28 protein-coding genes and 2 pseudogenes are annotated in these 25,189 nt (G+C 37.6%); 5 read left to right on the top strand and 25 right to left on the bottom strand.

From position 1 onward, the window contains the following. Positions 1–26: 26 nt before the first annotated feature. On the bottom strand, positions 27–653 hold the full coding sequence (locus HNR53_RS16470; protein WP_184527992.1) for a collagen-like protein: 627 nt from the start codon (positions 651–653) through the stop codon (positions 27–29). Positions 654–1,005: 352 nt separating this feature from the next. On the opposite strand from HNR53_RS16470, the gene HNR53_RS16465 reads away from it, so the two are divergent. Continuing rightward, on the top strand, positions 1,006–2,046 hold the full coding sequence (locus tag HNR53_RS16465) for an S-layer homology domain-containing protein (RefSeq protein ID WP_184527990.1): 1,041 nt from the start codon (positions 1,006–1,008) through the stop codon (positions 2,044–2,046). Positions 2,047–2,578: 532 nt separating this feature from the next. On the opposite strand, the gene HNR53_RS16460 is transcribed toward HNR53_RS16465, so the two are convergent. The 9 genes from HNR53_RS16460 to HNR53_RS16420 form a co-directional block, all read right to left on the bottom strand. Continuing rightward, on the bottom strand, positions 2,579–3,640 hold the full coding sequence (locus HNR53_RS16460; protein WP_184527988.1) for an S-layer homology domain-containing protein: 1,062 nt from the start codon (positions 3,638–3,640) through the stop codon (positions 2,579–2,581). Positions 3,641–3,732: 92 nt separating this feature from the next. Then, on the bottom strand, positions 3,733–4,290 hold the full coding sequence (locus HNR53_RS23670) for a transposase (protein ID WP_184527986.1): 558 nt from the start codon (positions 4,288–4,290) through the stop codon (positions 3,733–3,735). Next, a complete protein-coding gene (locus tag HNR53_RS16450; protein WP_184527984.1) occupies positions 4,283–4,549 on the bottom strand; it encodes a magnesium chelatase subunit ChlI family protein in 267 nt (88 codons plus the stop codon). Before HNR53_RS16450 ends, HNR53_RS23670 begins: the two co-directional genes overlap by 8 nt. Before the next feature lie 86 nt (positions 4,550–4,635). Next, positions 4,636–5,334, bottom strand: coding sequence for a hypothetical protein (locus HNR53_RS16445; protein WP_184527982.1), 699 nt, complete (start codon positions 5,332–5,334; stop codon positions 4,636–4,638). A gap of 323 nt (positions 5,335–5,657) precedes the next feature. Further along, a complete protein-coding gene (locus HNR53_RS16440; protein WP_184527980.1) occupies positions 5,658–6,308 on the bottom strand; it encodes a hypothetical protein in 651 nt (216 codons plus the stop codon). Between the two features lie 834 nt (positions 6,309–7,142). Continuing rightward, complete coding sequence (locus HNR53_RS16435; RefSeq protein WP_184527978.1) at positions 7,143–7,490, bottom strand: hypothetical protein; 348 nt, start codon at positions 7,488–7,490, stop codon at positions 7,143–7,145. Further along, the gene (locus HNR53_RS16430) at positions 7,480–7,878 is read right to left on the bottom strand and encodes a hypothetical protein (RefSeq protein ID WP_184527976.1); all 399 of its coding nucleotides are present in this window, start codon (positions 7,876–7,878) and stop codon (positions 7,480–7,482) included. Before HNR53_RS16430 ends, HNR53_RS16435 begins: the two co-directional genes overlap by 11 nt. Before the next feature lie 58 nt (positions 7,879–7,936). Then, complete coding sequence (locus tag HNR53_RS16425) at positions 7,937–8,554, bottom strand: transposase (protein ID WP_246439628.1); 618 nt, start codon at positions 8,552–8,554, stop codon at positions 7,937–7,939. Next, the gene (locus tag HNR53_RS16420; RefSeq protein WP_184527974.1) at positions 8,555–10,096 is read right to left on the bottom strand and encodes a YifB family Mg chelatase-like AAA ATPase; all 1,542 of its coding nucleotides are present in this window, start codon (positions 10,094–10,096) and stop codon (positions 8,555–8,557) included. A 500-nt stretch (positions 10,097–10,596) separates the two neighbouring features. Between HNR53_RS16420 and HNR53_RS16415 the strand changes: the two genes are divergently transcribed. Then, entirely contained in the window at positions 10,597–10,947 is a 351-nt protein-coding gene (locus HNR53_RS16415) for a hypothetical protein (protein WP_184527972.1), read from the top strand. Between the two features lie 35 nt (positions 10,948–10,982). Here HNR53_RS16415 and HNR53_RS16410 read toward each other — a convergent pair whose 3' ends face one another. Both HNR53_RS16410 and HNR53_RS16405 read right to left on the bottom strand, forming a co-directional pair. Continuing rightward, positions 10,983–11,729 (bottom strand): HIRAN domain-containing protein, encoded by a 747-nt coding sequence (locus HNR53_RS16410; protein WP_184527970.1) that lies wholly within the window; start codon positions 11,727–11,729, stop codon positions 10,983–10,985. Further along, positions 11,722–12,606 (bottom strand): HipA domain-containing protein, encoded by an 885-nt coding sequence (locus tag HNR53_RS16405; RefSeq protein WP_184527968.1) that lies wholly within the window; start codon positions 12,604–12,606, stop codon positions 11,722–11,724. The genes HNR53_RS16410 and HNR53_RS16405 overlap by 8 nt, the downstream gene beginning before the upstream one ends. A gap of 362 nt (positions 12,607–12,968) precedes the next feature. On the opposite strand from HNR53_RS16405, the gene HNR53_RS16400 reads away from it, so the two are divergent. Next, a complete protein-coding gene (locus HNR53_RS16400; protein WP_184527966.1) occupies positions 12,969–13,172 on the top strand; it encodes a hypothetical protein in 204 nt (67 codons plus the stop codon). A 299-nt stretch (positions 13,173–13,471) separates the two neighbouring features. On the opposite strand, the gene HNR53_RS16395 is transcribed toward HNR53_RS16400, so the two are convergent. The 13 genes and pseudogenes from HNR53_RS16395 to HNR53_RS23245 all read right to left on the bottom strand — a co-directional run. Next, a complete protein-coding gene (locus HNR53_RS16395) occupies positions 13,472–13,687 on the bottom strand; it encodes a hypothetical protein (RefSeq protein ID WP_184527964.1) in 216 nt (71 codons plus the stop codon). Positions 13,688–14,474: 787 nt separating this feature from the next. After that, positions 14,475–14,741, bottom strand: a complete 267-nt coding sequence (locus tag HNR53_RS16390; protein ID WP_184527962.1) for a hypothetical protein — start codon at positions 14,739–14,741, stop codon at positions 14,475–14,477. Between the two features lie 2 nt (positions 14,742–14,743). Further along, the gene (locus HNR53_RS16385) at positions 14,744–15,352 is read right to left on the bottom strand and encodes an MBL fold metallo-hydrolase (RefSeq protein ID WP_184527961.1); all 609 of its coding nucleotides are present in this window, start codon (positions 15,350–15,352) and stop codon (positions 14,744–14,746) included. A gap of 316 nt (positions 15,353–15,668) precedes the next feature. After that, positions 15,669–16,472: pseudogene (locus HNR53_RS16380) on the bottom strand (ATP-binding protein); the annotation flags it as partial. 209 nt (positions 16,473–16,681) lie between these two features. After that, positions 16,682–16,864: a hypothetical protein gene (locus tag HNR53_RS16375; RefSeq protein WP_184527959.1), complete on the bottom strand. Its 183-nt coding sequence runs from the start codon at positions 16,862–16,864 to the stop codon at positions 16,682–16,684. Next, positions 16,839–17,903: a GAF domain-containing protein gene (locus HNR53_RS16370; protein ID WP_184527957.1), complete on the bottom strand. Its 1,065-nt coding sequence runs from the start codon at positions 17,901–17,903 to the stop codon at positions 16,839–16,841. Before HNR53_RS16370 ends, HNR53_RS16375 begins: the two co-directional genes overlap by 26 nt. 142 nt (positions 17,904–18,045) lie before the next feature. Beyond that, positions 18,046–18,603: a transposase gene (locus HNR53_RS23665; protein ID WP_184527956.1), complete on the bottom strand. Its 558-nt coding sequence runs from the start codon at positions 18,601–18,603 to the stop codon at positions 18,046–18,048. Continuing rightward, positions 18,596–20,167, bottom strand: coding sequence for a YifB family Mg chelatase-like AAA ATPase (locus tag HNR53_RS16360; protein ID WP_343065351.1), 1,572 nt, complete (start codon positions 20,165–20,167; stop codon positions 18,596–18,598). Before HNR53_RS16360 ends, HNR53_RS23665 begins: the two co-directional genes overlap by 8 nt. Before the next feature lie 278 nt (positions 20,168–20,445). Then, a complete protein-coding gene (locus HNR53_RS16355; protein WP_184527955.1) occupies positions 20,446–20,898 on the bottom strand; it encodes a VanZ family protein in 453 nt (150 codons plus the stop codon). A 151-nt stretch (positions 20,899–21,049) separates the two neighbouring features. After that, positions 21,050–22,216, bottom strand: coding sequence for a nucleotide sugar dehydrogenase (locus HNR53_RS16350; protein WP_184527953.1), 1,167 nt, complete (start codon positions 22,214–22,216; stop codon positions 21,050–21,052). A gap of 727 nt (positions 22,217–22,943) precedes the next feature. After that, positions 22,944–23,300, bottom strand: coding sequence for an ElyC/SanA/YdcF family protein (locus HNR53_RS16345; protein ID WP_184528204.1), 357 nt, complete (start codon positions 23,298–23,300; stop codon positions 22,944–22,946). A gap of 463 nt (positions 23,301–23,763) precedes the next feature. Further along, positions 23,764–24,252, bottom strand: a complete 489-nt coding sequence (locus tag HNR53_RS16340) for a VanZ family protein (protein WP_246439626.1) — start codon at positions 24,250–24,252, stop codon at positions 23,764–23,766. Next, positions 24,215–24,381: pseudogene (locus HNR53_RS23245) on the bottom strand (NAD-dependent epimerase); the annotation flags it as partial. The pseudogene HNR53_RS23245 and the gene HNR53_RS16340, both read right to left, overlap by 38 nt. 227 nt (positions 24,382–24,608) lie before the next feature. On the opposite strand from HNR53_RS23245, the gene HNR53_RS16335 reads away from it, so the two are divergent. Together HNR53_RS16335 and HNR53_RS16330 are read left to right on the top strand one after the other, a co-directional pair. Then, the gene (locus HNR53_RS16335) at positions 24,609–24,926 is read left to right on the top strand and encodes a helix-turn-helix domain-containing protein (protein WP_184527951.1); all 318 of its coding nucleotides are present in this window, start codon (positions 24,609–24,611) and stop codon (positions 24,924–24,926) included. Between the two features lie 53 nt (positions 24,927–24,979). Beyond that, positions 24,980–25,189: IS3 family transposase (locus HNR53_RS16330; protein WP_184527948.1), on the top strand; the 210-nt coding region annotated here is incomplete at its 3' end.

Here is a 25,189-nt window from a genome sequence, read left to right as displayed (position 1 = left end):
TTAGTTATTGGGAATCTATCTAAACGCTACAACCGTTGAATTAAAACAGATGCCGTAACATTACTTTGTGTTCCCCCTGCAAGTGTTTCAAGAGATACCGAAGCAGTTGAACTATGATTACGTAAAGTAAGGGTTGCAGTTGAAGGAACAGAAATAATAGCAAATCCCGTGTTCTGTTGATCGGAATTATTAGAACCATAAATACTGCCTGGATACGGTGAACCGTTGACAAAAAGGGAAAATTGGTTAGGCTGCTGCCCTGTAATCGAAAAAATAATCTTATAGTTTCCTGGGGTTGTAATGGTTATTTCGGCCTCACCAGGAACGTGGGCAATTCCACCAAACATAGTCCCGTTATTGTCAAAAGTAATATCATTTTCCACAGGTACAATTTGCGCTGTAGATTGAAAAAAATACCCATAGTCCGTAGATGCTGCTGTCCCAGGAATCCCCTGGGATCCTTGAGACCCGGTTAGTCCCTGAGGTCCTTGTGACCCCTGGGCTCCTTGAGGTCCTTGAGGTCCTTGTGGTCCCTGAGGTCCTTGTGGTCCCTGAGGTCCTCGTTGTCCTGGGAGGCAGCGTTTTTGTTGCGGCGGTGTTGGAATAGCAATAAGTGGGCAGCACCCGCGAAATGGTTTGTTACAGTTACTCAAAAAAATCACCTCTTGTATATATTATATGTTAGGTATTTTAGATGATTGGACTTTTAACTCTATATAGATATCTGGATAACAAAACCGTCTCCAATTAAAAAAGATATCGGTTATTACTTCCCGAAAATCTTATATCTATAATTCCTGAGGAACCTCGAGGTCCTCTTTTTGCAGATAATTGTGTTTATGTTAAATACCTTATTCCAGTAAAGGGTTAGCAATAGTTCGGGAAGTGACTAGGCACCCAGATCAAGATGTTCAAAAATAAACAATATTTTGACCGAGGTATATTTGGTATAATTTTCATGATGGGAATGGTTATTTTTTACTTTTAAAGACAAGGAGGGTTTTTTTGAAAAGGAAATGGCTGCTGCTTTTGACTTTTGTTTGTGTTTTGGCTTTTTCCCTGCCGCAAGGAGCCGCGGCGGACGGGTCCAATGTTTCGGATATTAAGGGCCATTGGGCAGAGAAGGATATCCAAAAACTCATTGATAATGGGGCGGTTTCGGGATTTTCTGATGGAACGTTCCGGCCAAACCAAACGATTACACGGGCTGAGTTTGTCAAAATAGTTGTCAGGATGTTTGACTTGAAATCAACGGACGGTAAAAATCTCGGCATGTTTTATAAGGATACTTACGGTGAGGAATATACGAAGGATCCTTTTTCAGCAGAAGGACAGAAGTCCTTACACTGGGCCGTAGAAGAGATTAATATTGCAACCAATCTCGGTATTGTCAAAGGGACGGGTGACAATAGGTTTACTCCTAATGCCCCGATCATAAGAGAACAAATGGCGTTGATCATTCACAATTTAATTTATACTGCCACACCTTTCCCGCTTCAGGAACTTTCCAACACACCTTTAGACAAAATTCTGATTGTGAATAAGTTTAAGGATGCTTCATCCATATACGGAGGAGCAACGGATCCGATTAACACACTTGTGATTTTAAAAATCATGCAAGGGGATAAGAACGGATACTTCCTCCCGAAAAAGCATGCTACACGGGCTGAAGCTGCTGCCATTCTAAGCAGAGTGCTGGATAAAGTCAGCAATCAAGATGTCGAGATTGTCTTCTCCAATGTAACTGACAAGCGTATTGAAAAAGAAATGCCGGCGAAAATAAAGGATTGGTATACAAAAGCGGAGGAAGAAACCCATCTATGGTATGAAGAGGACGGTGTGTATGCCGCTGCCAGAAAGTGGTCTAACCCATGCAATGGAATGATCCTAAAAGGAATCGAAAAAACGGAAGGCAAAACAACCGTTACATTCCAAAACACCTACCCTCATTCTTCTGACTTTGCCTGTATTGATATTGGCATTAACTATGCCATCATCATCAAACTGCCGCCAACCGAAAAAGTAGAAATCGAAGTACTGAAATAAAGTGCAGCGACCTAGCGAATGTTTCGCCAGGTCGCTGTGAGGCTCAAAGTTTGTCGAATTTTGTCGAGTGATTAAATTCGCCCCGTCGAATTTGCGCCCGATTTTTTTCACGCTTCAGAGCGCCACATCCTTATGTCTAGCCTGACTAGGACGTCCTGTCCGTCGTCGAGCTCGCTCGAAAAATTTCCTTTAAAAAATGCAAGGCTCGCCGGAGGCTTAACTTCATTCAGCTAGGGTTTGAACCCTCACTGAATTGGAAAACTTATTTGCATTCATCCCCCACTTACAGAAGTGAAGGACTTCTGCTCCTGCGATTACTCGTCGCATGAAAACCTTTGCTGAATGAAGTTCAAAAAACAAACAATTCCTTCCTGTTCCCCCAACTGCCAAGCACAAGGAAGACGGCGGAATAGCGCCATGTTTATCTACAGCGGGACACGGGACTGTCCCCGCGTCCCAATTCCCAATTCTCTGGATGGTGCCTGGCACCCGATCTTTCACTTGACCCTTTGTTCCATTATAAATCCGACCCTTATTTTAATATGCGCACTTCTCCGTTGTTCGTTTTAGGTAATTTTACAACGATTACTTGAGCACTGATATATGCTGGACAATTATAACCAATAGGAATGGCATAAGTGTACTGGAATGTCACAGTTGTTTTATCAGGCGTTTGATCAAGACGTTTTAATTGTAGCCCTAGGCATGAGCCAGATCCAGAGATACGTAACGCAGCGGCATAGGTTGCATCTTCACGATACCACACATGGCTTTCTTCTGGTGGTTGCGTTTGCTGCCAGCTATCAGCTTCTCGTACCCAATCCTGGATTTCAACAGGCAGGTTTTCAAAGGCCCGTTGATGGTTAGGATACACTCCAGGATATACGATGGATACCCCTTGATCACTTGCTTTTGCCAGCACCCTGCTTAAAATAGCTGCTGCTTCAGCTCTAGTAGCTGTCTTTTTCGGGTAAAAATAACCATCACCTGTGCCGTACATAATCTTCAATAATACTAGATTATTAATTTTATCGGCTGCCCCGCTATAAATCATTGGCGCATCCTTAAATTTATTTATGATCAAGATCTCGTTCAATGGTGTTTCTGAAAGTTCCTGCAACGGAAATGGGGTCGCTTGATAGATTAAATTATTGATCATAATCGCCATCTGTTCCCTAGTTATTGGGGCATTTGGCGAAAACTTATTTTTTTCCGTTCCACTAACAATTCCCAAATGCGCGGCAATATGAATCTCTTCGGTTGCCCAATGATAATTGCCCTTATTTTTTGTATATGTGTCTTCAAATAACAATCCACTAAACCTTGAATCGGGGTTAGTCGATTGAAGCTGGAACATATTGACCATTATCTTCACAAACTCAGCTCTCGTAATGTCGTTATTCGGCCTAAAGGTTCCATCGGAAAAGCCGGATATCGCCCCCTTCTCCAATAACAATTGAATATCCTTCTCTGCCCAATGACCTTTAATATCTGTCAATTTTGTTATTTTTTCCTCAGCCGAAGCGTTGCTATGAACCTGGAAAATAAAGAACAGCATAAAAACGGACATAACTATTTTTAAAAGTTTTCCCATACATAACCCTCCATTACCGCCTTTCTACCATTTTACCATTTTTTCCCTTAAAAGCATATCGGGTGCCAGGCACCTGCCAAGGATTTGGTAATTCATTGATCATACTCAACATATTTGCAGTAATGTTCCAGAGTTCTTTCGCTTAGACGGAAAAGGCTTGCTGGGAGGTCGGTTAAATTTATAAAAGAATAGGGTGGGGAAATGTCTTTTTTGTAAAACTGATAGCTACTGTATCGGTAGTCTTCCATTTTGCTAACCATTGGCCTTTTCGTACTAATCGGGTTTCGGTGTATATATTTGCTTACTTGAAGAAGATCTTGAGGGCTTAGGATAGGAGAACTTTTAAATCGTTGTTGAAAGACGTGACCAACTTGATGATATCTGCGATTATAATAATCAGTATACCGTTTGTTAAAAATGCTCATGATTTTGGATATTGATAGATTCTCGGATTTTAATAGGAAATGATAGTGATTTGTCATGATGCAGTATGCACTTACCGAAATTGGGAAATCTGCATGGATCATAGCTAAAAGTCGAAGGACCTCCATCATATCAATACCATCATGAAATATGTTTTGTCGATTGTTCCCTCTTGAGTAAATGTGGTGATAGGCATGTGGAATATATTCTCTTCTTTTTCTACCCATCCTTTTCTCCATTCATAAAATGGTTTGAGAACATTTTCCATTCTATCGCTTCTTTTAAAGCCTGTTCAGAAATGGACGTTTCTTCGAAAAGATCGCTAATTGTACGTGCCACGCGGATGATTTTAATTTGCGTTCGGTTACTCCATTTATTTTCCCAGCATATCTGATGTAGATACTGCATTTGCTGATTAGAAATCGGGCTTGTATCTTGGATCAATTGAAAAGGGACTCGATTATTTAACTGGATGGTGCCTGGCACCCGATCTTCTCTTCTTTAGGGCCATATTGTGTAGGATGTTGTTTAGCGTTACTAGCGGGGAACCTACTCTAAGGAAATGATGTGTATTAACTAATTGCATTCCAGAAAAGCATAAATATTAAAACGCATCCCCATGCGTTGCCTGTATATTCTTTAACAACAAGCATTCCATAGATCATAATAAACATAGTCAGTGCTTCTGCTGTAACTCCAACCATCCCATGAATTAAAAGACAAAATATCCCACAGGAAATTGCACCCCAGTTGAGCCAAATACTCTTAGAAGGGTAACGTTGATTGATTTTATCGCTTATGACCACATAGTTGAATCCTTCAAAAAACCCCCAAACAAGTGCGATAATTGTTATTCCCAAAATACTAGTTGGGAATCCAGCCTCAAGCAGCTCTTTCGTAAAAAAGAAAGTATGAAAAGGCATGTAGGTAGTGATTGCTCCTGTAGCAAAGCCAAAAATGATGTACGGTATTAGCACTAAAATAGAAAGGAGGACTGCTTTAATAAGATGATCCTTTTTAAGTCCAAACTTTAGAAAACTTTCCTTCCTGTATAAAGCAACGACAGTAATTCCCAAACCGGTAAGGCCGAATTGAAACATTGCCATAAAGAGTGTCCGCAATAATATAGATTCATCAGGAGCCTTAGCAAAAGCCATAATTTGCGAATTGAAAACCATGAAAAGGGTCAATGTAACAAGTGTGATGCCAACAATTATGTATAAATCTTTACCTGCTGCTTTTTGCTTAATAGATAAATTTGAGCTGACCACAATAATCCCCCCTAAAGCTAGATACGTTTCGAAGAGACATCTATAAGAATTAAATAACATAATATTCCAATTATCTAATTATACCAAAAACGGTGCCGATCTGGGTGCTGAACTCCTGAGTTTTTTCGAACGATTATGTTTGACAAAAGGACAATTCGGTTTATCATTTTTGAAGTTAAATCGAACAATTAGTTGTCGGTAAGGTAGTTCTTGTAGTCATTACTCTGGATGGTGCCTGGCACCCGATCTTCCTTTGATGTGACCCCGGTTCCTTCCGAATTTAGAATCTTTTTTTCAGCTTTCACAGTGTTAGCAAAACAAAGTCAATCTATTGAGAAAGTATCCTTTTTATACCAATATCTAATGGAACCATCACTCAATATTTCATATCTAATCTTTTCCGAATCAAAAGCTGCTATTAAAGCATTCCTTTTCAGAACGTGTTTATGATTGAGCTCTTGAACATAATATTGAATCTGACTGTTATTTATAGAGTTAGTTTTTAAACTTACTTCCACAAGCCTCAACAAAGATAATTGTTCATCTAATACAGATTCAAATGCTTTGCTGTGTTCTTTAAATGCTGCAGGCCTTTTCACCTTTGAAAACTCATTTATATACAATTCAATCTGCGATATTGCTAGGCTGGTACTTTCTACAGTTAGATTACCATTTTGCATACTTGTTATGATATTGTTTATAATTTGATTACTATTTTGCTCCAATGCAGCCTCTTGCTGTAAATAATTATTCATCTTTTTATCTTTATATATTTGATAATCATTCATCATTTTAGTTGGTACGCCCAAAAAAATAAAAATGAAAAGGATAATCCCAATAGGACCCATGATAAAAAAGGGACTTTTTCTAAAAGCTGTATTTCTTGGTGAACGATAAATACGATGATAGTTGTCTTCTTCTATATTCATATTTTTCATTTGCCTGCGGAAATTTCTTTGTACTTTATTTAACATAGATGTTCCACCCCTGGCTTTCATGCGAAGCTACACAATAAAAATCATGTTTAATTAATCATTGATATCATAAAATGCCGCGCCACATAAGCATGACTTTATAAATATTTAGTTATATTATACCATGTCTTATTTCTTATTTTTCCTATACAAGTAATAATTAGACAGCCCCTTATAAGAGATACGGCACATCTACATGGTAGTGTCAAAACTTCCATGAAAACTACCTAAATGTTTATCTTTCTTCTCGTTTATTAGGTAGGGCACCGCTGCAATCGCTCTTGACAAACACGCCAATGGTTTGGTTGGTGGAATACCAAGACTGACAAATACATGGGCGGGATCATTAAGATTTAACGTCATAGACATTGATTTGAAAACAGCATTCCTTGATGGACCTTCCAGCTATCTGAGAAACTTCAGGATGATGAGAAGTAAAAAGGAACCAGAGCTCACCCAATTCTCTGGATGGTGCCTGGCACCCGATCTTCCTTATCGATCTTCCTTATTATCTTTACGATACAGAGAATACCCCCTGCCAATATGGTCCATATTTTTTTGTCTTTTACTTTCATTACTTTGCCTCGTTTATTTCTCGTCTGAATTCTTTATGTACCTAATTTGCGAGTGCCATGTATGTAGCATCTATATGCTAACAGCTGCGTTCCATCCATTTTTGGTCATCAATTTAAAAAATTAACCTATAATGGTCATTCCAATTTTTCAGATGGATAGACCATTATAGGTTATGAACAAATTAGTATTAATGAAAACACAAACTTATTCTGTCATCAGGGACATTCGTTCAACAAACATCGGGAAGTGACACATTGATCAAGCAGTCACATTTACATCAATGGTATAATCAAACTTTATGCTTAAGCTTCCTTTTGCAATCTTATCTACATGCCACCACCAATGTTTTATTGGATTAGCGATCTCGGAAAAATTAATATCATCTTTCAAAAAATTATAAATCGATTCTGCTTTGTGGATGAAATTTAGGTCATATACCAATAAATTACGTTTTTGTTCATTACTTAATTTATCCTTGACACCTTCAAGGAAATCTCTTTCTACTATCACGAAATTATAAAATTCAATTGCACTAGCCCCGAAATTATCTATATAATCCCCATAGTCTTCAATAATTCCGTCAATATTGTATTCATTAAGATTCATGTTCCAGAACCTCCTTAACAGTTCCTAGATAGGTAAAACCTCTACTTTCAGACAAGTAAACATGATACGGTTTTTTGTCAATCTTAAAAGCCGACTCCATTACAGTATTTTCACCTATTATAACCAGCCATTTTATTTCTGGATTAGCAAACACATAATAATTTTGTTCGTAACCTTTAAGATAATATAAGTATATTTCATTTTCTTTGTAGTTTATAATGTCAATGATCAATCTCTCATATGCTTCCATCGTAAAGTCTTCAGGTATATGGTGTCTTTTTATTCTTTTCTTTAGATGTTCAATGCCTTTTCCCATTTTCCAATTCAGACCGTTATTGTTTATATCCTTTATTATATGTCTAATTTTCCCTTCTGTCTCGCTGTTCACTCCGACTATTCCTCCTTCACATTTAGTTATCAAGGAAAAGCTGAACCGACTCTCCCCCTTAAATAGACACCGTACAAGCCCCGGCTAATTCATTCCATCCAATGGATTCCACTTCAAATCCATGCTCAATCCTGGCCATCACTTCCGCGCAGTATTTAGCAGACCTCTCGAATATAGAACCTGTATACTGATTCAAAATAATTTCTCTTGTAAAAAAATCATACGGGCAAATCGGCATCTTTTTATAATAGGAATAACTGCTCCATGGATAGTCCTCGGGGTTTTCCACCATACGAGCTTCAATTGGATTTAAATGGATGTAACAGCTGACTTCGATCATTCCTTTTTGGGAAAAGATCATTTTTGAAAAATACCGCTTTTCAAAGACATGTCCAGTGAGGCGGTATTTTGTATTATAATAATCGGCATATCTTTTATTAATCAGGGACATGACTTTCCAAATGGGTTCTTTCTTTGAGCGTAATTGGAGATGGTAATGATTCGTCATGAAACAATATGACACGAGTTCAAAGGGGATTTTTTCGTATACCTGCTGCAAGATAAAAAGAAAGGTGATAAAATCCCACTTATCCATAAAAAGAGGATCGCGCCGGTTTCCACGACAAACGATATGATAAAATTCATCTTTCTGCCACGTTCGCTTCTTCCTAGCCATCTACACATTCACCTGCACTTTCTGAATATCGCGAAGCTGATGTCTACGGAAATTCACGGCCTCCCATAAAGATTCATTCGTTAACTCGTCCTGGCCTTGTAAATCTGAAATCGTTCTGGCTAATCGATGGATTTTCATTTGCACTCGGTTGCTGAACTGCTCTTTACTCGACCATTGCTGCATCATCTGTCTCTGAGAAGATGTTAACGGAGTGCATTCTAAAAATAATTCATTTGGTGCATTACCATTACAGATTCCATCCCCATATCGTTTGTACTGTCTATCACGTGCTTCAACTACTCTCTTTCGAATTTCGGCAGAACACTGCCTCTGCTCAACTCCTTCTTTTGCAAGCGAAACTGATTGCAGCGTTAGTAATAAATCAAATCGGTCTTTCATCGGTCCGGAAATTCGATTTTGATAAGCAATCACTTGTTTCGATGTGCACGTGCAATATTTGTTATGGGCTCCTAAATAACCGCATGGACAGGGATTCATGGCTCCAACTAAGATAAAACGGGAAGGATATGTCGCTGTAGAGGCAGCGCGGCTGATCGTTACTTTTCCCGATTCAAGCGGCTGTCTTAGCATATCGAGCGTCCGTTTTGGAAATTCCGCCATTTCATCTAAAAATAGGACCCCATTATGTGCCAGCGATACTTCCCCCGGTTTCGGGTGCGTTCCTCCTCCAATTAATGAAATCGCTGATGATGAATGATGCGGCGCCCGGAATGGCGAGATCTGATAAGAGTCGTTTTTCTCTCTGGCCAGCTGGTAAATGCTGATCACTTCAAACCTTTCTTTATTGGTGAGCGGCGGCAAAATAGAAGGGAAAGTTTCAGCCAGTAAACTTTTCCCGCAGCCTGGAGGACCGGACATCAAAATATTATGCCCACCGGCCGCTGCAATCTCAAAGGCACGTTTTGCATGCTTATGACCGATGATATCTTTAAAATCTTTGGAATAAACAGGTGTATATTCAGTGGATTCTTGAGGTGTGAATTTTGAAGATGTATGGGTAAACAAGGTTGTTTGCCCTGAAAATGATTCAATTACTTCATTAATATGAGTGACAAAGCGTAATTCCATCCCGTCTATTTCCTGAATGGGCAGATCGTGGATGTGGGGAAGATAAAGAGTTTTGATTTGTTCTTCCCTTGCCGCCATAATCGCTGGCAGCATTCCATCGACAGGCTTTATTGAGCCGTCTAAGGACAGGACACCAAGGAACGCTGCATCGTTCGGGATTTTATATGAAAAATGATGCACTTCCCTCATCATTCCGATAGCCATGCCTAAGTCAAATATCGGACTGTTTTTCTTTTGCTCAGCTGGTGAGAGATTGATAATAATCCTTTTTTCCGGCAGCTCGCAATCCTGTGAAGCTAGCGCCCCTAGAACCCGATCCTTGGATTCCTTTACGGAAAGATCCGGCAAACCAACAATACTAATCCCTTCTTTTCCCGGAACAATTTGGACTTCTATTTGCACTAAATATCCTTCTATTCCCCGCAATCCAATACTATTTACAATCGTTGCCATATCCAGCTCTCCTTTCTAAAGAACAAATGTTCTATCTATAGAATAGGACTTTTTTCACTAGTTGTCAATCTTTTCACGGAACAATAGTTCGTATTTTTTATAATTCAGGGAACTACTGATTAAGACAAACTCCCAACACCCAGACGATTAAGATATTTGAAAAGAAGCAGCCACTAAGCAAGCTGCTTCTTTATGTGCAAACGGACTGTTCTAGGTAAGTAATAAGAAGTTCCTCCCTTTTTGATTAAGAGAAGAACTAACTCACTTATATCAAAAATAGCAACTTCCACTTTCTCATTCAGTAATTCGAATCATTTTATACTGTTTACGTCAAGAACATTCGTTCGATAAATATCAGGAAGTGACAGTGAATTGCGCCCATGATAGTAGACACGTATAATTCGGGATTTTGGTGATATATTCCTTTTTTACCCCTTGAAAAGCCTTATTCTTATTTGAGAATTTGTCTATACTTATTGAGGTAAAAGGAGATGAAGAATATGAAACGGGTTACTTATATTTATGAATGGATTGCCGACGGAGAATTGTTTTCACATATAGTAGAAGCGATCTTAATCGATGACTATACGTTAATAAGCATGGAGGATTCAGGAAATGAATTGGAAGTCACCCGCTCAAAACAACCATTAATCGTCGAACCCAATGGAATTATAAGGCTCACTAGCGGTGATGATGATTTTTTTATCATTCCAATTGAGTTAACGGATGAAGGAGCTTCCTTATCGGGAAGTGACAGGCACCAAGATCCCGAAAATAGAAAGCGGCATACCGGGCAGCTAAAGCCGCTTGGTATGCCGTTTTTCCGCGTAAAACTTCCGACTGTCGTCTAATAGAAACTGTTCCGATGTTTCCTACGTGCTTCGGTTCATTGCATAACAGGGGACAATTCGTCAGTTTTAATGCCCTTTAGTGAAGGTATCTCACATTCAAAGTTTACTTTTAACCACCAATGAGGAGTTGATTTCTCATTAATATAAGCCACGATAACAGATGGGGTAGCCCTATTTTCTATCAAAGAAAAGACAGCCTTACTATAAAAGTTTGGTACATACCCAATGTGTTTCCCGTTCCAGGTATAAATACCTACCGCATTAGAGTCATACTCATTAGCAGGCTCTAGTATCAATTTAAGTGAATCATTTTTAGATAACCACATATGCCATTGATCCGGTAAATTACGATGCCGCATTCCATGTACAAAAAAACTAGAATGTAATTTTCCATCTTCTTCGACTCGAAGTGGTTGTTCAAAAGAGTAAGTATCACTAGCTAAGCGCCCACGAGTTTGTTGAAGTAAATCCATCTTTGTAGCGTTTTCATCTAACCCCAAATCTGACAAGATTGCTTTAAAATCTGGCCGATCGATCGAAGGTAACCGACGATCAAAAGCCGGAAAAAGAGTCTTTGAACGATAAATTTTATCAGGTTGTGGGAATGCTGGATGGTACATATAGCCGTTATTTATCGCATCACGTAATTTTCGTTCCCCTGTATTAGAATGCGTATAAACAAATTCATACTCATTATTGTAATAGGAGAGAGTTCCGATATGATAATAGAGAAGATTTTTTTTATTTTGCCATACAACTAAAAGAGTTTTCACATCACTCATTTTTTTCTACCTCCTCCCCAATCCATTCTAATATTTTCCTTCTACGAAAAGATATTATATGAAGTAGCCATACACTTTGTGCATCGCTTAAAAAGTCTAAAGACTGAATAAACTCTTCATATCTTGCCATATCAAATGTTATTAGTTTGGTCACGCTACTAGTAAATTCTTTAGGATAACGTTTTTGGATAAAAGTTAACAGATCTTTTGCTTTCACGCTTTTCTTTTCAAATAAACCTGCCTTAATTTTTGTATTCTCTATATATTTATTCATTTCCCGAGCATTTAAAACTTTCCTCATCAATTGATCATCTTCAAACCGAAAGCCTAAGGAAGCCCCATTATCATATATTGGAGAGAATATTGGCCCTTCTTCAATAAAGAACAGAAGTTGCCAATTAAACGGATGTCTGTCCTGATTCCCAATTAAGCTGTCAAACAATAACATATCAATGAATTCGGTTTTAATGGATTCCCAATACCCAAACTTCTCTATCATCGCAAAACCAGCTTTAATAAGTTCGATATTTTTTAAAGAGGATTGTTGAAGTTCATTATAAGTTTCGGCTAGGCTAGGTAGCAAAGCTCCCCCTTCTTCTGCCATCATAGCGTCATATTCTTCTACAAAATTCCGAAGAAGACAACCCCTTTGACCTTTTCTAGTAACAATTTCAACCCTCATCATTTCTAATCCTAATATCTTCCCGATTTCAGCAGCAATTAATTCAGTGATGTCCTCCCAAGAAACACCTTGATTAAATTTTCTTGGATATTTGATTAAGTATTTTAAACCATCTGGTGATTTTAATTCTTCCTTTTCTAGAGTACTTTTTCCGCCAAAACCAATTCGTTCCCACTCACTGATATCCTTTAACACTACTTATCCGTTTCCTTTTTCATATAATTTAACTGAATTTTAACATATGTATAGAAAAAAACCCAATAAAAAGTCGACAATCCTATACACAAAAACTAACGACACATAAATATCAGTTTTTTATAACTTCTGTCATTGCTGGTACATTTCAGTGGTCATAATCACCCTGAGGAGATCTCTTTCCAAAGAATCTTATAAATTAACGTATTTCCATACTTGGAAAATAGTGGGCAGACATTAGAAAAATACCTATGTTTACAAAGAAATAGGAAATTCCCCTTATAGGTGCTTAAGCCAAAGCAACAGGTAAAGTAGCTTGGGTAGTAGCAATTGGTGCAATAGGGATAGCAGTTACTTCTATCTTGGCCGCTCCAGCAACTGCTGGAGTTTCTGGGGTTGCGTCTATTGTTGGAGGAGGAGCAGCGGTATCCATTCTTGGTGTATCTACGACTACTACAGCTGTATCGATTGCTGTTGCTGCAGGTGGTGTAGGGGCATTGAATAAGTTGCGTTCTTATAATATTGAAAAAAAGTCACCTGGAAAGGTTATATTGAAGAAAAGGTAAAAATACAGGCTGGCCACAGCGGCGTAAACAATTGGTGAAAATTATGATTACTGCCATCACAATTTACCACCTCTGCCATCTTTTGTACCATCCTTTGCCAAGAAATTTACCATGCTGTGCCAACTCCTTACCAATAAAAGACTTCTCTAATACAAAATTTTGTAAGGGTATGACATCGTCAGGTAAAATGTGGATTTAAACTGTATAGAAATTTAAATAAAAAAGCATAAGTTCTCAGTGTTGTAAGTGAGAAATTATGCTTTAATTACTTAATAAAAGCGCCCGATCGTAATATCCAACTAACTATTTATTACTCTCTTTAGTTCTTCTAACTCTTCCAGTGCACCTGAAGCAGAGTAAAATTTCATCTTATTTTCCAAAATATCTTTTTCCTCTTCTAAACTCAATTCATTAATCGTCTTAGTCACATCTTGTAATGATTTTAGAGTTTCTGACTTAAAAGCTGTTAATTCCTCAATTCGTTTATTAACGTATTCAAGCAACTTAACGGTCATTGTTCAACGCCTCCTTTTTTGTAAAATTATAACATTTTTTCCATCTAACAAACTTGTCTTATTATTGAACTATATGGCCCGATTGCTGAGGATCATTTCTTAGGAGTGGCTTAATTAAAACCGAAATATTCAATCTGGTAAATTACATGTCATTCATTGGTAATTACATTGTCAATCGGTGGTAAAAATCATGTCACTACTGGTACATTTCGATGGCAGTAATCAAATTATCGGGAAGTGACACAGGCACCAAGATCTCGGGTAAGCGACGAGCAGCTCCGACTTTCGATAAAGGCGGAGTTGCTTATTTACAGTTGATGGAAGGGGCGCGTTCTCTTACTTACTATCAAAAATGGAGACTTCCGCTTTCTCATTCGGTGAATTTGAATCATTTTATTCTCTTTGTATCAAGAACATTCGTTCGACAAATATCAGGAAGTGACAGGCACCAAGATCAATGTTACTAGATTGGTAATTTCGTTTTTAAAAAACAACCCCACCAAGTAGGCTATCTAAAACCTAGACGCTAACTCGGTGGGTTGCTAAAGATCATTGGTCCAACCTATTGCGTTTGGTGTTGGCTGCATAATAACAATTGATTCGTACATATGGAGCAACAGAAGGAACGCCATGAAAAGTAGCCGGCAATTGATGCTGGCTGCTGGCAAATAAGCAGAACTCACGGGAAAGCGACGATCAGCTCCGACTTTCGATGAAGACGGAGCTGATCATTTACATTTGATGAAGAGGCGGCACTTTCTTAATAATAAAAAAAGTGATTTATGCCTTATTTGCCAAAAAGATTATTCGACAAGTGACAGGCACCCAGATCATGATTCTGTTTATCTTCAGCGAGACATGAGACTGTCCCCGCGTACCAATTCCCAATTCTCTGGATGGTGCCTGGCACCCGATCTTTTTCTTTATCTACAGCGAGGCATGAGACTGTCCCCGCGTACCAATTCCCAATTCTCTGGATGGTGCCTGGCACCCGATCTTTTTCTTCCTGTTCCCCCAACTGCCAAGCACAAGAAAGACGGCGGAATAGCGCCATGTTTATCTACAGCGGGACACGAGACTGTCCCCGCGTCCCAATTCCCAATTCTCTGGATGGTGCCTGGCACCCGATCTTTTTTTAAATACAAAAAATTTAAAACGTCTAACTAAATCTTCTTTTTCTTTAACATCTTTATCGGTATCAAATTCCTGTAACTCTAGTTGGTTAATAGAATTAGATCCCTGTGATTCCAGCTCATCTAAACTAGGTAATTCATGATTATTTTTTTCAGTTTCGCTCATTAAAATTACCTGAGTCTCTTTTCGAATGACTCTCTTAAGTTTTAAAACTTTTAATGCATATGAAAACATACGAATATTTATATTTTTAATATAAGGGAAGAAAACTCTTTTAACTTTAAATTTCTTAGCTAATTCTTGTAAACCATTCACGTGATCGCTATCAAAATGAGAAATTACTAACATATCAATATCATTAGTACCATTAAAAGTTTGATATTCAGTTATACAATTCATTAAATGCTCTTTATTGGTTTTACTACCACAATCATAAATAAAATTAAATATTTCACCGTTCTCGATTAACTTTCCAGCATAAAATAATCCTTGTCCCACTGGATAAGTGACAAATTCCCCTGTAGTTGGCATACAATCATCCTTTATTATTTTATAAAATTATTTTCTACTATTTGGAATTTTATTTCAATAATGTGACTAAAGATGTTGTGGACTCCTTTTCATTTTTTTTATAGCATGGCTGAAAATATGTTGAACACCGAACGAGACAAAGATGTTCCGGTACCTATGTTCCACATAATTTCCCTTTTTGTTTTCTGGTTGTGTATCCCTTCCCCACCCTCACCTGAATTTTAGCGTTACTCTCACGCCGCAATGTGATTGCCTTCCAAATAGATTCGTCCATAATGTCCCGGCTGCCATCTAAGTTCGGGAAGTGACAGGCACCAATATCGATTCTGTCAAGTACAGGACCAGAGATGCGATTTTTGTACGATTGGATTTGTTTGGGTGTACAGGGTAATAGCGGGTATTGGAGCCAAGATATCCACATGGGCATGGATTCATTGCGGCTAACAGAATAAAAGAAGAAGGATACGTCACCTTTGATTGCGCCCGACTGATTGTGACCTTTCCGGTCTCTAACGGCTGTCTAAGCATATCCAATGTTTTCTTTTGGAACTCGGCTACTTCATCAAGAAACAAAATACCCCGGTGGGCGAGTGAGATTTCTCCTGGTTTTGGATAAGAGCCGCCGCCGATATGCGTGAGCTGATGCGGAATGATGAGGATTTCGATAGGGAGCAATTTTTGATGAAGGCAGATATTCTTTCGCTAACTGATACAAGCTGATTACTTCAAGCTGTGCAGCACGCGTCAAAGGAGGTAAGATCGAAGAGAAGGTTTCAGCAAAAAGGCTTTTTCCATAGCCTGGCGGTCCGCTCATTAAAACATTATGTTCGCCGGCAGCAGCAATTTCAAATGCCCACTTCGCTTGTTCATAGCCAATAATATCACGAAAATCCCTTGAATGCTCAAATGGCTGTGCTGCTAGATCAATTGTTTGCAAGGGTATGTGAAGCGGCAATAATGTTTGTCCGGCTAAATGCTGCAATACATCATTGATATGCTGCACAACAATGCATTCCAATCCTTCCAGCATGTCTAACGGGATTAGCGGATCATATGGCAAATAGGCCCTCTTGAATCCTAAAAACTTGGCCGCCATCAGCGCAGGAAGCATCCCTTCCAGCTATCCGAGAAGGAGAGAGAGACTAGATCTTGCCAGCCCTAGTCCCAGAAGGTAAATCCGAATTTATATTGTCTACTTTAGAGATCGCAACGCATAAAGGTCCATTCGACAAAATTTAGACAATGGACAGGCACTAAGATCTAAAAAACCTCTAGACCTAATTGGAATAGAGGCTTTCTTTATTAAAAATTATATTCTGTATCCTTAATTTATACTTTAACTATTTTCCTTTTCCTACGAGATTTAAAGGGATTTTGGGGTTTAAACTTTACAGCAACTTCAATATCTTTTTGAAGTTTATTACTTTCCTGAATAAGCTTATGGGCTTCAATAAGTATCGAATCAATATCATCATAACCAGTCTTTTTAATTGGTTGTTTCAACGTTGCCAATATTACCCCCCCCTTTTACGTTAAAATCTCTTTTGTTTATTATATCATATAATAAAATCAAGGTGCACATTCTAGCATAAAATTCAACAGTTCTTAAATCTGCAGCACTGAATCCATTTTCAGATTCGGATTGCATACATAGGACACCAAGTATTTCCTCCTCCACAATTAATGGAAAACCTAGTATAGAACCTATAGGTGTTGCTGGCAAACCACCTTCAATAAAACGTTCATCATTTTTCTCAATATGATTTACTATCTCTGCTTTCCTTATACTCCATATATATCCAGCAAAACCTATACCCTTTGAAAAGGATCTTTTAGCAACTGATTCAGCATTTATTCTAACACTTTCCTTAATAAATAATTTGCCTTCCTTTACCTGAAACAATGAAATAGATTTATCACTTTGATCCTTTTCAAGAACTGTAATACATTCAGCAAGAATTTGACTAAGTATCTTATGAACAAGATGCTCATCCCCTGTCCAAAGTAAGTAGTTAAATGATCTTATTAAGCGGTTGGAATTGTCATTATGCCTTAATAAAACTCTTAGCTTTGACTCAATTTCCTGAATAGCTACACCTAACTTTGCAGCAGTTTCCTGGCCTTTTTTCAAAAGGCTTCTATTGAATCTATACTGAGTCAATAATTCACGATACTTCATTCTCAGTACTAAGGGCCCCTTTGTAAAACTAGGGTCATAAAAGGGATTAGGAAAGTTCGTGACCGCAGTACCTATTTCGTTCTTCTCGTTGGACCTCCAAAAGTTACCGAGATTTATCATTAAACGCCACATTAAATAAAAGATACTTACAAACGACAATATTTGGAATCTATCTATTTGATACTTTGTAGTTTTATTAATGATATCGGCAGCAATTCCTGTAAAACCATATACAATAGAAATAACTAAACACAAAGCAGTAGAATAGCAGGCTAATACCATTAGTTTATGTAAAGGTTTTTCTTTTATTGCTTGCTCTTCCTCCATTTGGGTCTCATTGTCACTAGGTGACATTGGTTTATTATTACTCATATATGATTACCTCCGGTTTTCGTCGCTTTTATTACGGGAGAGATTAATAAATTTGGAAATCATACAACTCATTTTTAATTCATCAAAGACAACACAAGGGATAACATATCGGGTGCCAGGCACCTGCCAAGGATTTGGTAATTCATGGATCATACTCAACATATTTGCAGTAATGTTCCAGAGTTCTTTCGCTTAGACGGAAAAGGCTTGCTGGGAGGTCGGTTAAATTTATAAAAGAATAGGGTGGGGAAATGTCTTTTTTGTAAAACTGATAGCTACTGTATCGGTAGTCTTCCATTTTGCTAACCATTGGCCTTTTCGTACTAATCGGGTTTCGGTGTATATATTTGCTTACTTGAAGAAGATCTTGAGGGCTTAGGATAGGAGAACTTTTAAATCGTTGTTGAAAGACGTGACCAACTTGATGATATCTGCGATTATAATAATCAGTATACCGTTTGTTAAAAATGCTCATGATTTTGGATATTGATAGATTCTCGGATTTTAATAGGAAATGATAGTGATTTGTCATGATGCAGTATGCACTTACCGAAATTGGGAAATCTGCATGGATCATAGCTAAAAGTCGAAGGACCTCCATCATATCAATACCATCATGAAATATGTTTTGTCGATTGTTCCCTCTTGAGTAAATGTGGTGATAGGCATGTGGAATATATTCTCTTCTTTTTCTACCCATCCTTTTCTCCATTCATAAAATGGTTTGAGAACATTTTCCATTCTATCGCTTCTTTTAAAGCCTGTTCAGAAATGGACGTTTCTTCGAAAAGATCGCTAATTGTACGTGCCACGCGGATGATTTTAATTTGCGTTCGGTTACTCCATTTATTTTCCCAGCATATCTGATGTAGATACTGCATTTGCTGATTAGAAATCGGGCTTGTATCTTGGATCAATTGAAAAGGGACTCGATTATTTAATAATTGTTTTCCATAACGATTATATTGTTGCTCTCTTGCCTTTGAAACACGTTTCTTAATAACCGTAGAACTTTCAGTTTTGGGGTGTGCTTGATTAAGGGGAACACTTGTTAATGTTAAGGCAAAATCCATTCTATCCAAAATGGGCCCTGATATTCTCTGTTTATAAGAAGCGATTTGTTTTGGTGTACAAACGCAATATCGCTGTGATGATCCATCATACCCGCATGGACAAGGGTTTGTGGCAGCAATTAGGGTGAATTCTGCTGGATAAGTGACCGTTTGTTTCGCACGGCTAATCGTAATTCGGCCACTTTCTAATGGCTGCCTAAGCATATCCAATGTTTTTTTTGAAAACTCAGCAAGTTCATCAAGAAACAGAATTCCACAATGTGCAAATGATATTTCTCCTGGTTTTGGATAAGTTCCACCCCCAAGTAGAGAGACCCCGGATGCTGAGTGATGTGGATGCCGCATAGGTCGGTATTTTACTGAAGGAAGTTCCTCCCTACCTAATTGGTAAATCCCATATAATTCTAAGGCTTGTTCAGGATCGAGATTTGGAAATATGGAGGGAAATGCCTCTGCAAGCATGCTTTTTCCGCATCCAGGTGGACCACTTAACAAAACGTGATGACCTCCTGCCGCTGCAATTTCCAATGCTCGTTTCGCCCGTGTATGTCCAATAATAGCCTGAAAATCCATTTGAGGCACTTCTTCTTTATTCATTTGTTGCGTTTCTCTTAATTCAATAGGTGGGGAAAGTGGAATATCTAATGTTATTTGCCCTTGTAAATGTGAGATAAGTCCGGAAATGGTGGAAACCGGTATAAGTTCTGTTCCCAATGTCGTAGGAAATAGGCGGGTATTAATAGGAGGTATATAAATCTCTTTAAAGCCTAGTTTCATTGCATTTGTAATGACAGGTACAAGCCCTTCAAATGGTTGCATCTCCCCATTGAGTGAAATTGCACCAATAATACATTGATCTTCACGGAGTTCTACATCTAATTCGCCAATTGATTTTAATACTGCGATCACCATTGCTGCATCATAACCAGGTCCTGTTTTTTTAAACTCTGGAGGAGATAAATTTACTGTTATCTTCTTCTCATGAATATCAGCATCCCGTTCATACAATGTACTCCAAACTCGTTCTTTTGATTCTTTAACAGAAGCATCCGGCAATCCAACAATCACAAATGCTTCCTTATCTTTTCGGGCATTCACTTCTACTTTGACACGGTAGCCATCCATTCCATTTAAGCCTACCGTCATAACCGTTGCTGACAATTCATCATCAACCCCTTTCGTTTCTATCACTTCCAACAATATATTCCAATAATTACAGTATACAGTTATTCAGTCTATTTTCATAGCTAATATTACCTATTATTTATTCTCCTAAATCTTAATTCAAATGCTATAAAAGGCACTTATTAAAAGTCATTTCCAATTCTCTGGATGGTGCCTGGCACCCGATCTTTCTTACACCAATTGAAGTCTGTATAGTCAAATTAGATAGTATTTATTATTAGACTTCAATAAATTACCATTAAAATCTATCGTTAATAAATGGAAAGTAAAAACCCGCTAAACCACTACAGCCTAGCGAGCTTCACTCTTTTTACTACCCAACCAAGGACAAATACTAGGATAATCCCTATACATGCCCCAATACTATCAACAATCACATCTTTTAACTGGATCCCTCTCCCCGGAGAAAAGATCTGATGAATTTCATCGGATACGGCACAAAGGACACAAAGCAGTATAGCCAGTCCCATCCCTCGGATACCACGTATTCCAATAACCTTCAAAATAACCTTTACCAATATGCCAAGCACTAAATAAGCAAAGAAGTGGGCATATTCTCGTATATTGCTATTATTGATATTTAAATCAGCCTCTGGATGAACCATTTCCACTATCTTAACTATATATTCTGTTATGCCCTTGCTAAGCTCATTGGACTCTGTAGCTGGTTGGCTGGATAAGTAGAAAATAACTCCCAGCCAAACAATAACAGCTATCCAAGATAGAATTTTATACATTTATATGTTTCCTTTCGATATTACCTCTCACACCAATTTGCTGGCATCCCTATTATTCCTTAATTACGGACTTTGTCCAGCACTGTGAGACCAATGCTTCCAATAAATAATATCCGCCAAGCCGCCAACTCATTCAGCCCAGCGGATAATATTAATCCCTACTAAATAAATCCCTCGTATAAACCTTATCCTCAACTTCCCGTAAATCATCAGACATACGATTTGCGACAATGACATCACTTATATTCTTAAATTCTTCAAAATCATTAATCACCCTTGAATTAAAGAAAGTTTTCTCATGAAGTGCTGGTTCATAAACAACAACCTCAATGCCTTTAGCTTTAATACGCTTCATAACACCTTGAATTGCTGACTGTCTAAAATTATCAGAATCCGTTTTCATGGTAAGTCTATAGATTCCTACTATCTTTGGATCCTTCTTTAGAATCATTTCAGCAACATGATCTTTTCTTGTCCTATTGGCATCAACTATAGCTGTCATTATATTATTAGGAACATCTGCATAATTGGCTAATAATTGCTTTGTATCCTTTGGCAGGCAATAACCTCCATAACCAAAAGATGGATTATTATAGTGATTACCAATACGCGGGTCTAAGCCTATTCCATCAATTATTTGCTTACTGTCTAATTCCCTTATCTCTGCATAAGAATCAAGCTCATTAAAAAATGCAACTCTCATTGCAAGGTATGTGTTGGCAAATAGTTTAATCGCTTCAGCTTCTGTTGAATTTGTAAATAACACAGGAATATCCTTTTTAATGGCACCTTGAACTAATAAGTCAGCAAACACTTTAGCTCTTTCTGACTGTTCACCAACAATTATTCGTGATGGATATAAATTATCATACAAAGCTTTTCCTTCTCTCAAAAACTCTGGTGAGAAGATGATATTGTCTGTTTCAAATTTCTCTCTTATTTTTTCTGTATATCCTACAGGTACTGTAGACTTAATAACCATAACCGCATCAGGATTGATAGATAACACATTTGCAATCACAGCTTCAACTGTTCTTGTATTAAAATAGTTCTTTTCTGGATCATAATTCGTTGGAGTTGAGATGATGACATACTCCGCATCTTTATATGCTTTATAATTATCTGTAGTAGCTGTTAGATTTAAATCTTTTGTAGCTAGATATTCCTCAATTTCAGTATCAATAATAGGAGACCTTTTATTGTTAATCATGTCTACTTTTTCTTGAATTATATCTAGAGCAATAACCTCATTATGTTGGGCCAATAATATTGCATTGGATAACCCAACATAACCTGTTCCAGCAATTGTAATTTTCATAGTTGCTCCATCCTTCTTTCATTGCTTTATAATATATTGATGCTAGGTTAAAATGGAACTTTCAAATATCAGTATACATTATATAGGTTTCGTGTACGGCGTAAACTTAAAGTGGAATATGTAAGAATATGATAGAATGAAGAGGAAATTATATTACGAGGTCGGTCGGTACCTTGATCATGGATGGATAACTATAATATAAGAGAAAAGGTGGGACACTAAGTATGATAAATATGCCAATTCTCCACACCTTCTGACTTGTTAAATTTTAATAATAAAATAGGATAAATATTATCTTACAGAACTGTAGCATTTAATCTGTGCTAGGCGGTTAAAACGGAAAACTAAATGCTATAGACTCTCCACAATTATTGTTTAAAACCTCTTATTGCATTTTTGACCCGGATGGCTATAAAGAAATATTATATTCCAATTGGTAAATTTAGGTTAATCAGTAGACACCCAACGCAATTTCCTATTCTGCAACCTAATTTTCTTTCTTTAATTCTTTCATCCGCTGATTAATATATGAATTAAGTATTCTTTTTATTTCTTCTAATTTATCTATAGAATGAACATCCTGTAAAATATACCTTATGGTCTTCTTCAGCGATTTCGGTAGTTTATCAAAGAACCCCATCAATTCACACTTTCCCTGGATTACTTGGATAAAACGGGAACTTTGTTGTATGACAGAGAATATAAAACAAGGTTGATAAAACTATGGTTATCTCTCCATAATCTCCTCAAACCTTTTCCTCAATGGGGTAATCATGCCGTCAAAATACAAAAAGTACCCACCAATCAATTTCTTATATTCCCGTTGGAATAACCCTTCATTCTCTTCCCAACTGTCCCTTGTGATGGTGTCATGATGATACGGAACATAGGTAAATGAAACATCTGTATCATGAAACACCCGTTCAAAGGCTAATCTTGTTCTTCTCATATGATAATTACTTGTCACAACAAGCGCCGATTTAATTCCATGCTCTAAAATGATGCCTTTTGAATATAGGGCATTTTTATATGTACTAGTCGCTTTGTTTCTGTTAAAAGTGCGTCTCGTGGAATTCCATAGGATTCAGCGTCTTCGACTGTGCTGCCAGAGGACAATGCATTTGTTAATAATACTTTGTCCGCATACCCGGCAACTTATCAAGATAATCACATCCGCTTTTTCCGGCTGATCTTCATAAAGTAAGAAATCAATCAAAAGCGTCCTAGGGAAATATAGAATAGATAAAATAATAATAGCAACACAGAGGGTAATCCCAACTAATAAGGTCCATACATTTCTTCTTTTTACTTTCATTACTTACCTTTTAATATCTGGATTATATTCCTTTTTGTTATCTCATCTGTGTGTATCACCATGCATTGGATGCACATATTGGAAATACTGACTTTAAAGGGTCTATCCAGTTTTTTAGCTAGATAGACCCTTTAAAGTTACGAACTGATTAGTAATTGCAAAAAATATAAGATTTACGAGCTCATCCTGACGTCAATAATATTAATTCGACAAAGTTCGGGACGCTAAACCATTACGACCTAGCGAGCTTCCCTCTTCTACCTATCCAACCAATAACACATACTAGTATAATACCAACGCTTGCCCCAATACTATCAACAAAAACATCTTTTAACTGAATCCCTCTTCCCGGAGAAAAGATCTGATGAATTTCATCGAATACGGCATACAGAACACAAAGGAATAAAGCCAGTCCCATCCTCTGAATAACACGTATCCCCATACTCCTCAAAATAAGCATTACCAGAATACCGAGCACTAAATAAGTAGCAAAATGTGCATGCCCTCTTACTTCGTTATTATTTATCCATATATTTAATTCAGCGCCTGGATGAACCATTTCCACTATCTTAATTATATATTCTGTAATGCCCTTGCTAAGTTCATTGGACTCTGTGGCTGGTTGAGCGGATAGGAGGAAAATAACCCCCATCCAAACAATAGCAGCAAGCCCAACAAAAATCTTATACATTGATTTGAGTCTTCTTATCACTTTCCACATAATACCCCACATACCAATCCACAAACTTTTGTAGCCCTTTTTCAATCAAAGTTCCTACAGCGTTTCCGTAGTCGCGCGAGTAGCCGGAACATCGCCTGGCTTAATCGGTTCAAATACTCTACCAAACTCATTGATCGAGGAGATGCCTGCAACAATTCGGGCAAACAAATGATTCAATGTCGTATTTTATAAAGATCTACTTACCTGGGACCCAACCAATAAATCATTTTTCTTTTCATTTATCAACAGAAACAGTTCGGTAAATTCCGACAAGTGACAGTGGTTGACCCCCTTATAATGGACAATAAATGGGCAATAATGATACGACATATCTACATTTTAGGGGGTCATTTGGTATGAGGAAGAATAGCTCATTCACACATAATAGTGTCGAAGTAAAGTTAAAAGCGGTACTTGAAATATTAGAGGATAAGAAACCTGTTAAAGAGGTTGCGGACCAACTCAATTTACATCGAGATACAGTTTATCGTTGGATCAATGCATATAAAGAATACGGTGAAAGTGGATTAGAAAATTCCAGGTCGCTTACAGCTACATCTAAAACTAATGATGATAGTAAAAAAGTTAAAGAATTAGAGAAAAAGTTAAAAGAAAAAGAAATGGAAATTGAGATATTAAAAAAGTTCCAGGCCTTTCTCAAAGAGAACGAATAAGCAAAAAATATGAAGCTATTTCAACTTTAAGAAAGGAATATCCTATTGTTCTTTTGTGTCGTGTCATAGGAGTTTCCAAAAGTGGATACTATGCTTATCTGAGAAGACCTAAGAAGAATATCTCAGATAAGGATAAGCAGTTATTAACCAAGATAAAAAGAGCTTACACTCTTCATAACGGTACGTATGGTGCCAAAAGAATCGCTAAATATTTAAAAGAAAAAGGTACTATTGCCAATCATAAAAAAGTAGCTCGTATCATG

Source organism: Bacillus benzoevorans (assembly GCF_014207535.1).
In the GTDB taxonomy this organism is placed as follows: Bacteria; Bacillota; Bacilli; order Bacillales; family Cytobacillaceae; genus Bacillus_BD; species Bacillus_BD benzoevorans.
Note: the sequence above shows the minus strand (reverse complement) of the source record. Positions and strands in the feature narration are given on the sequence as shown.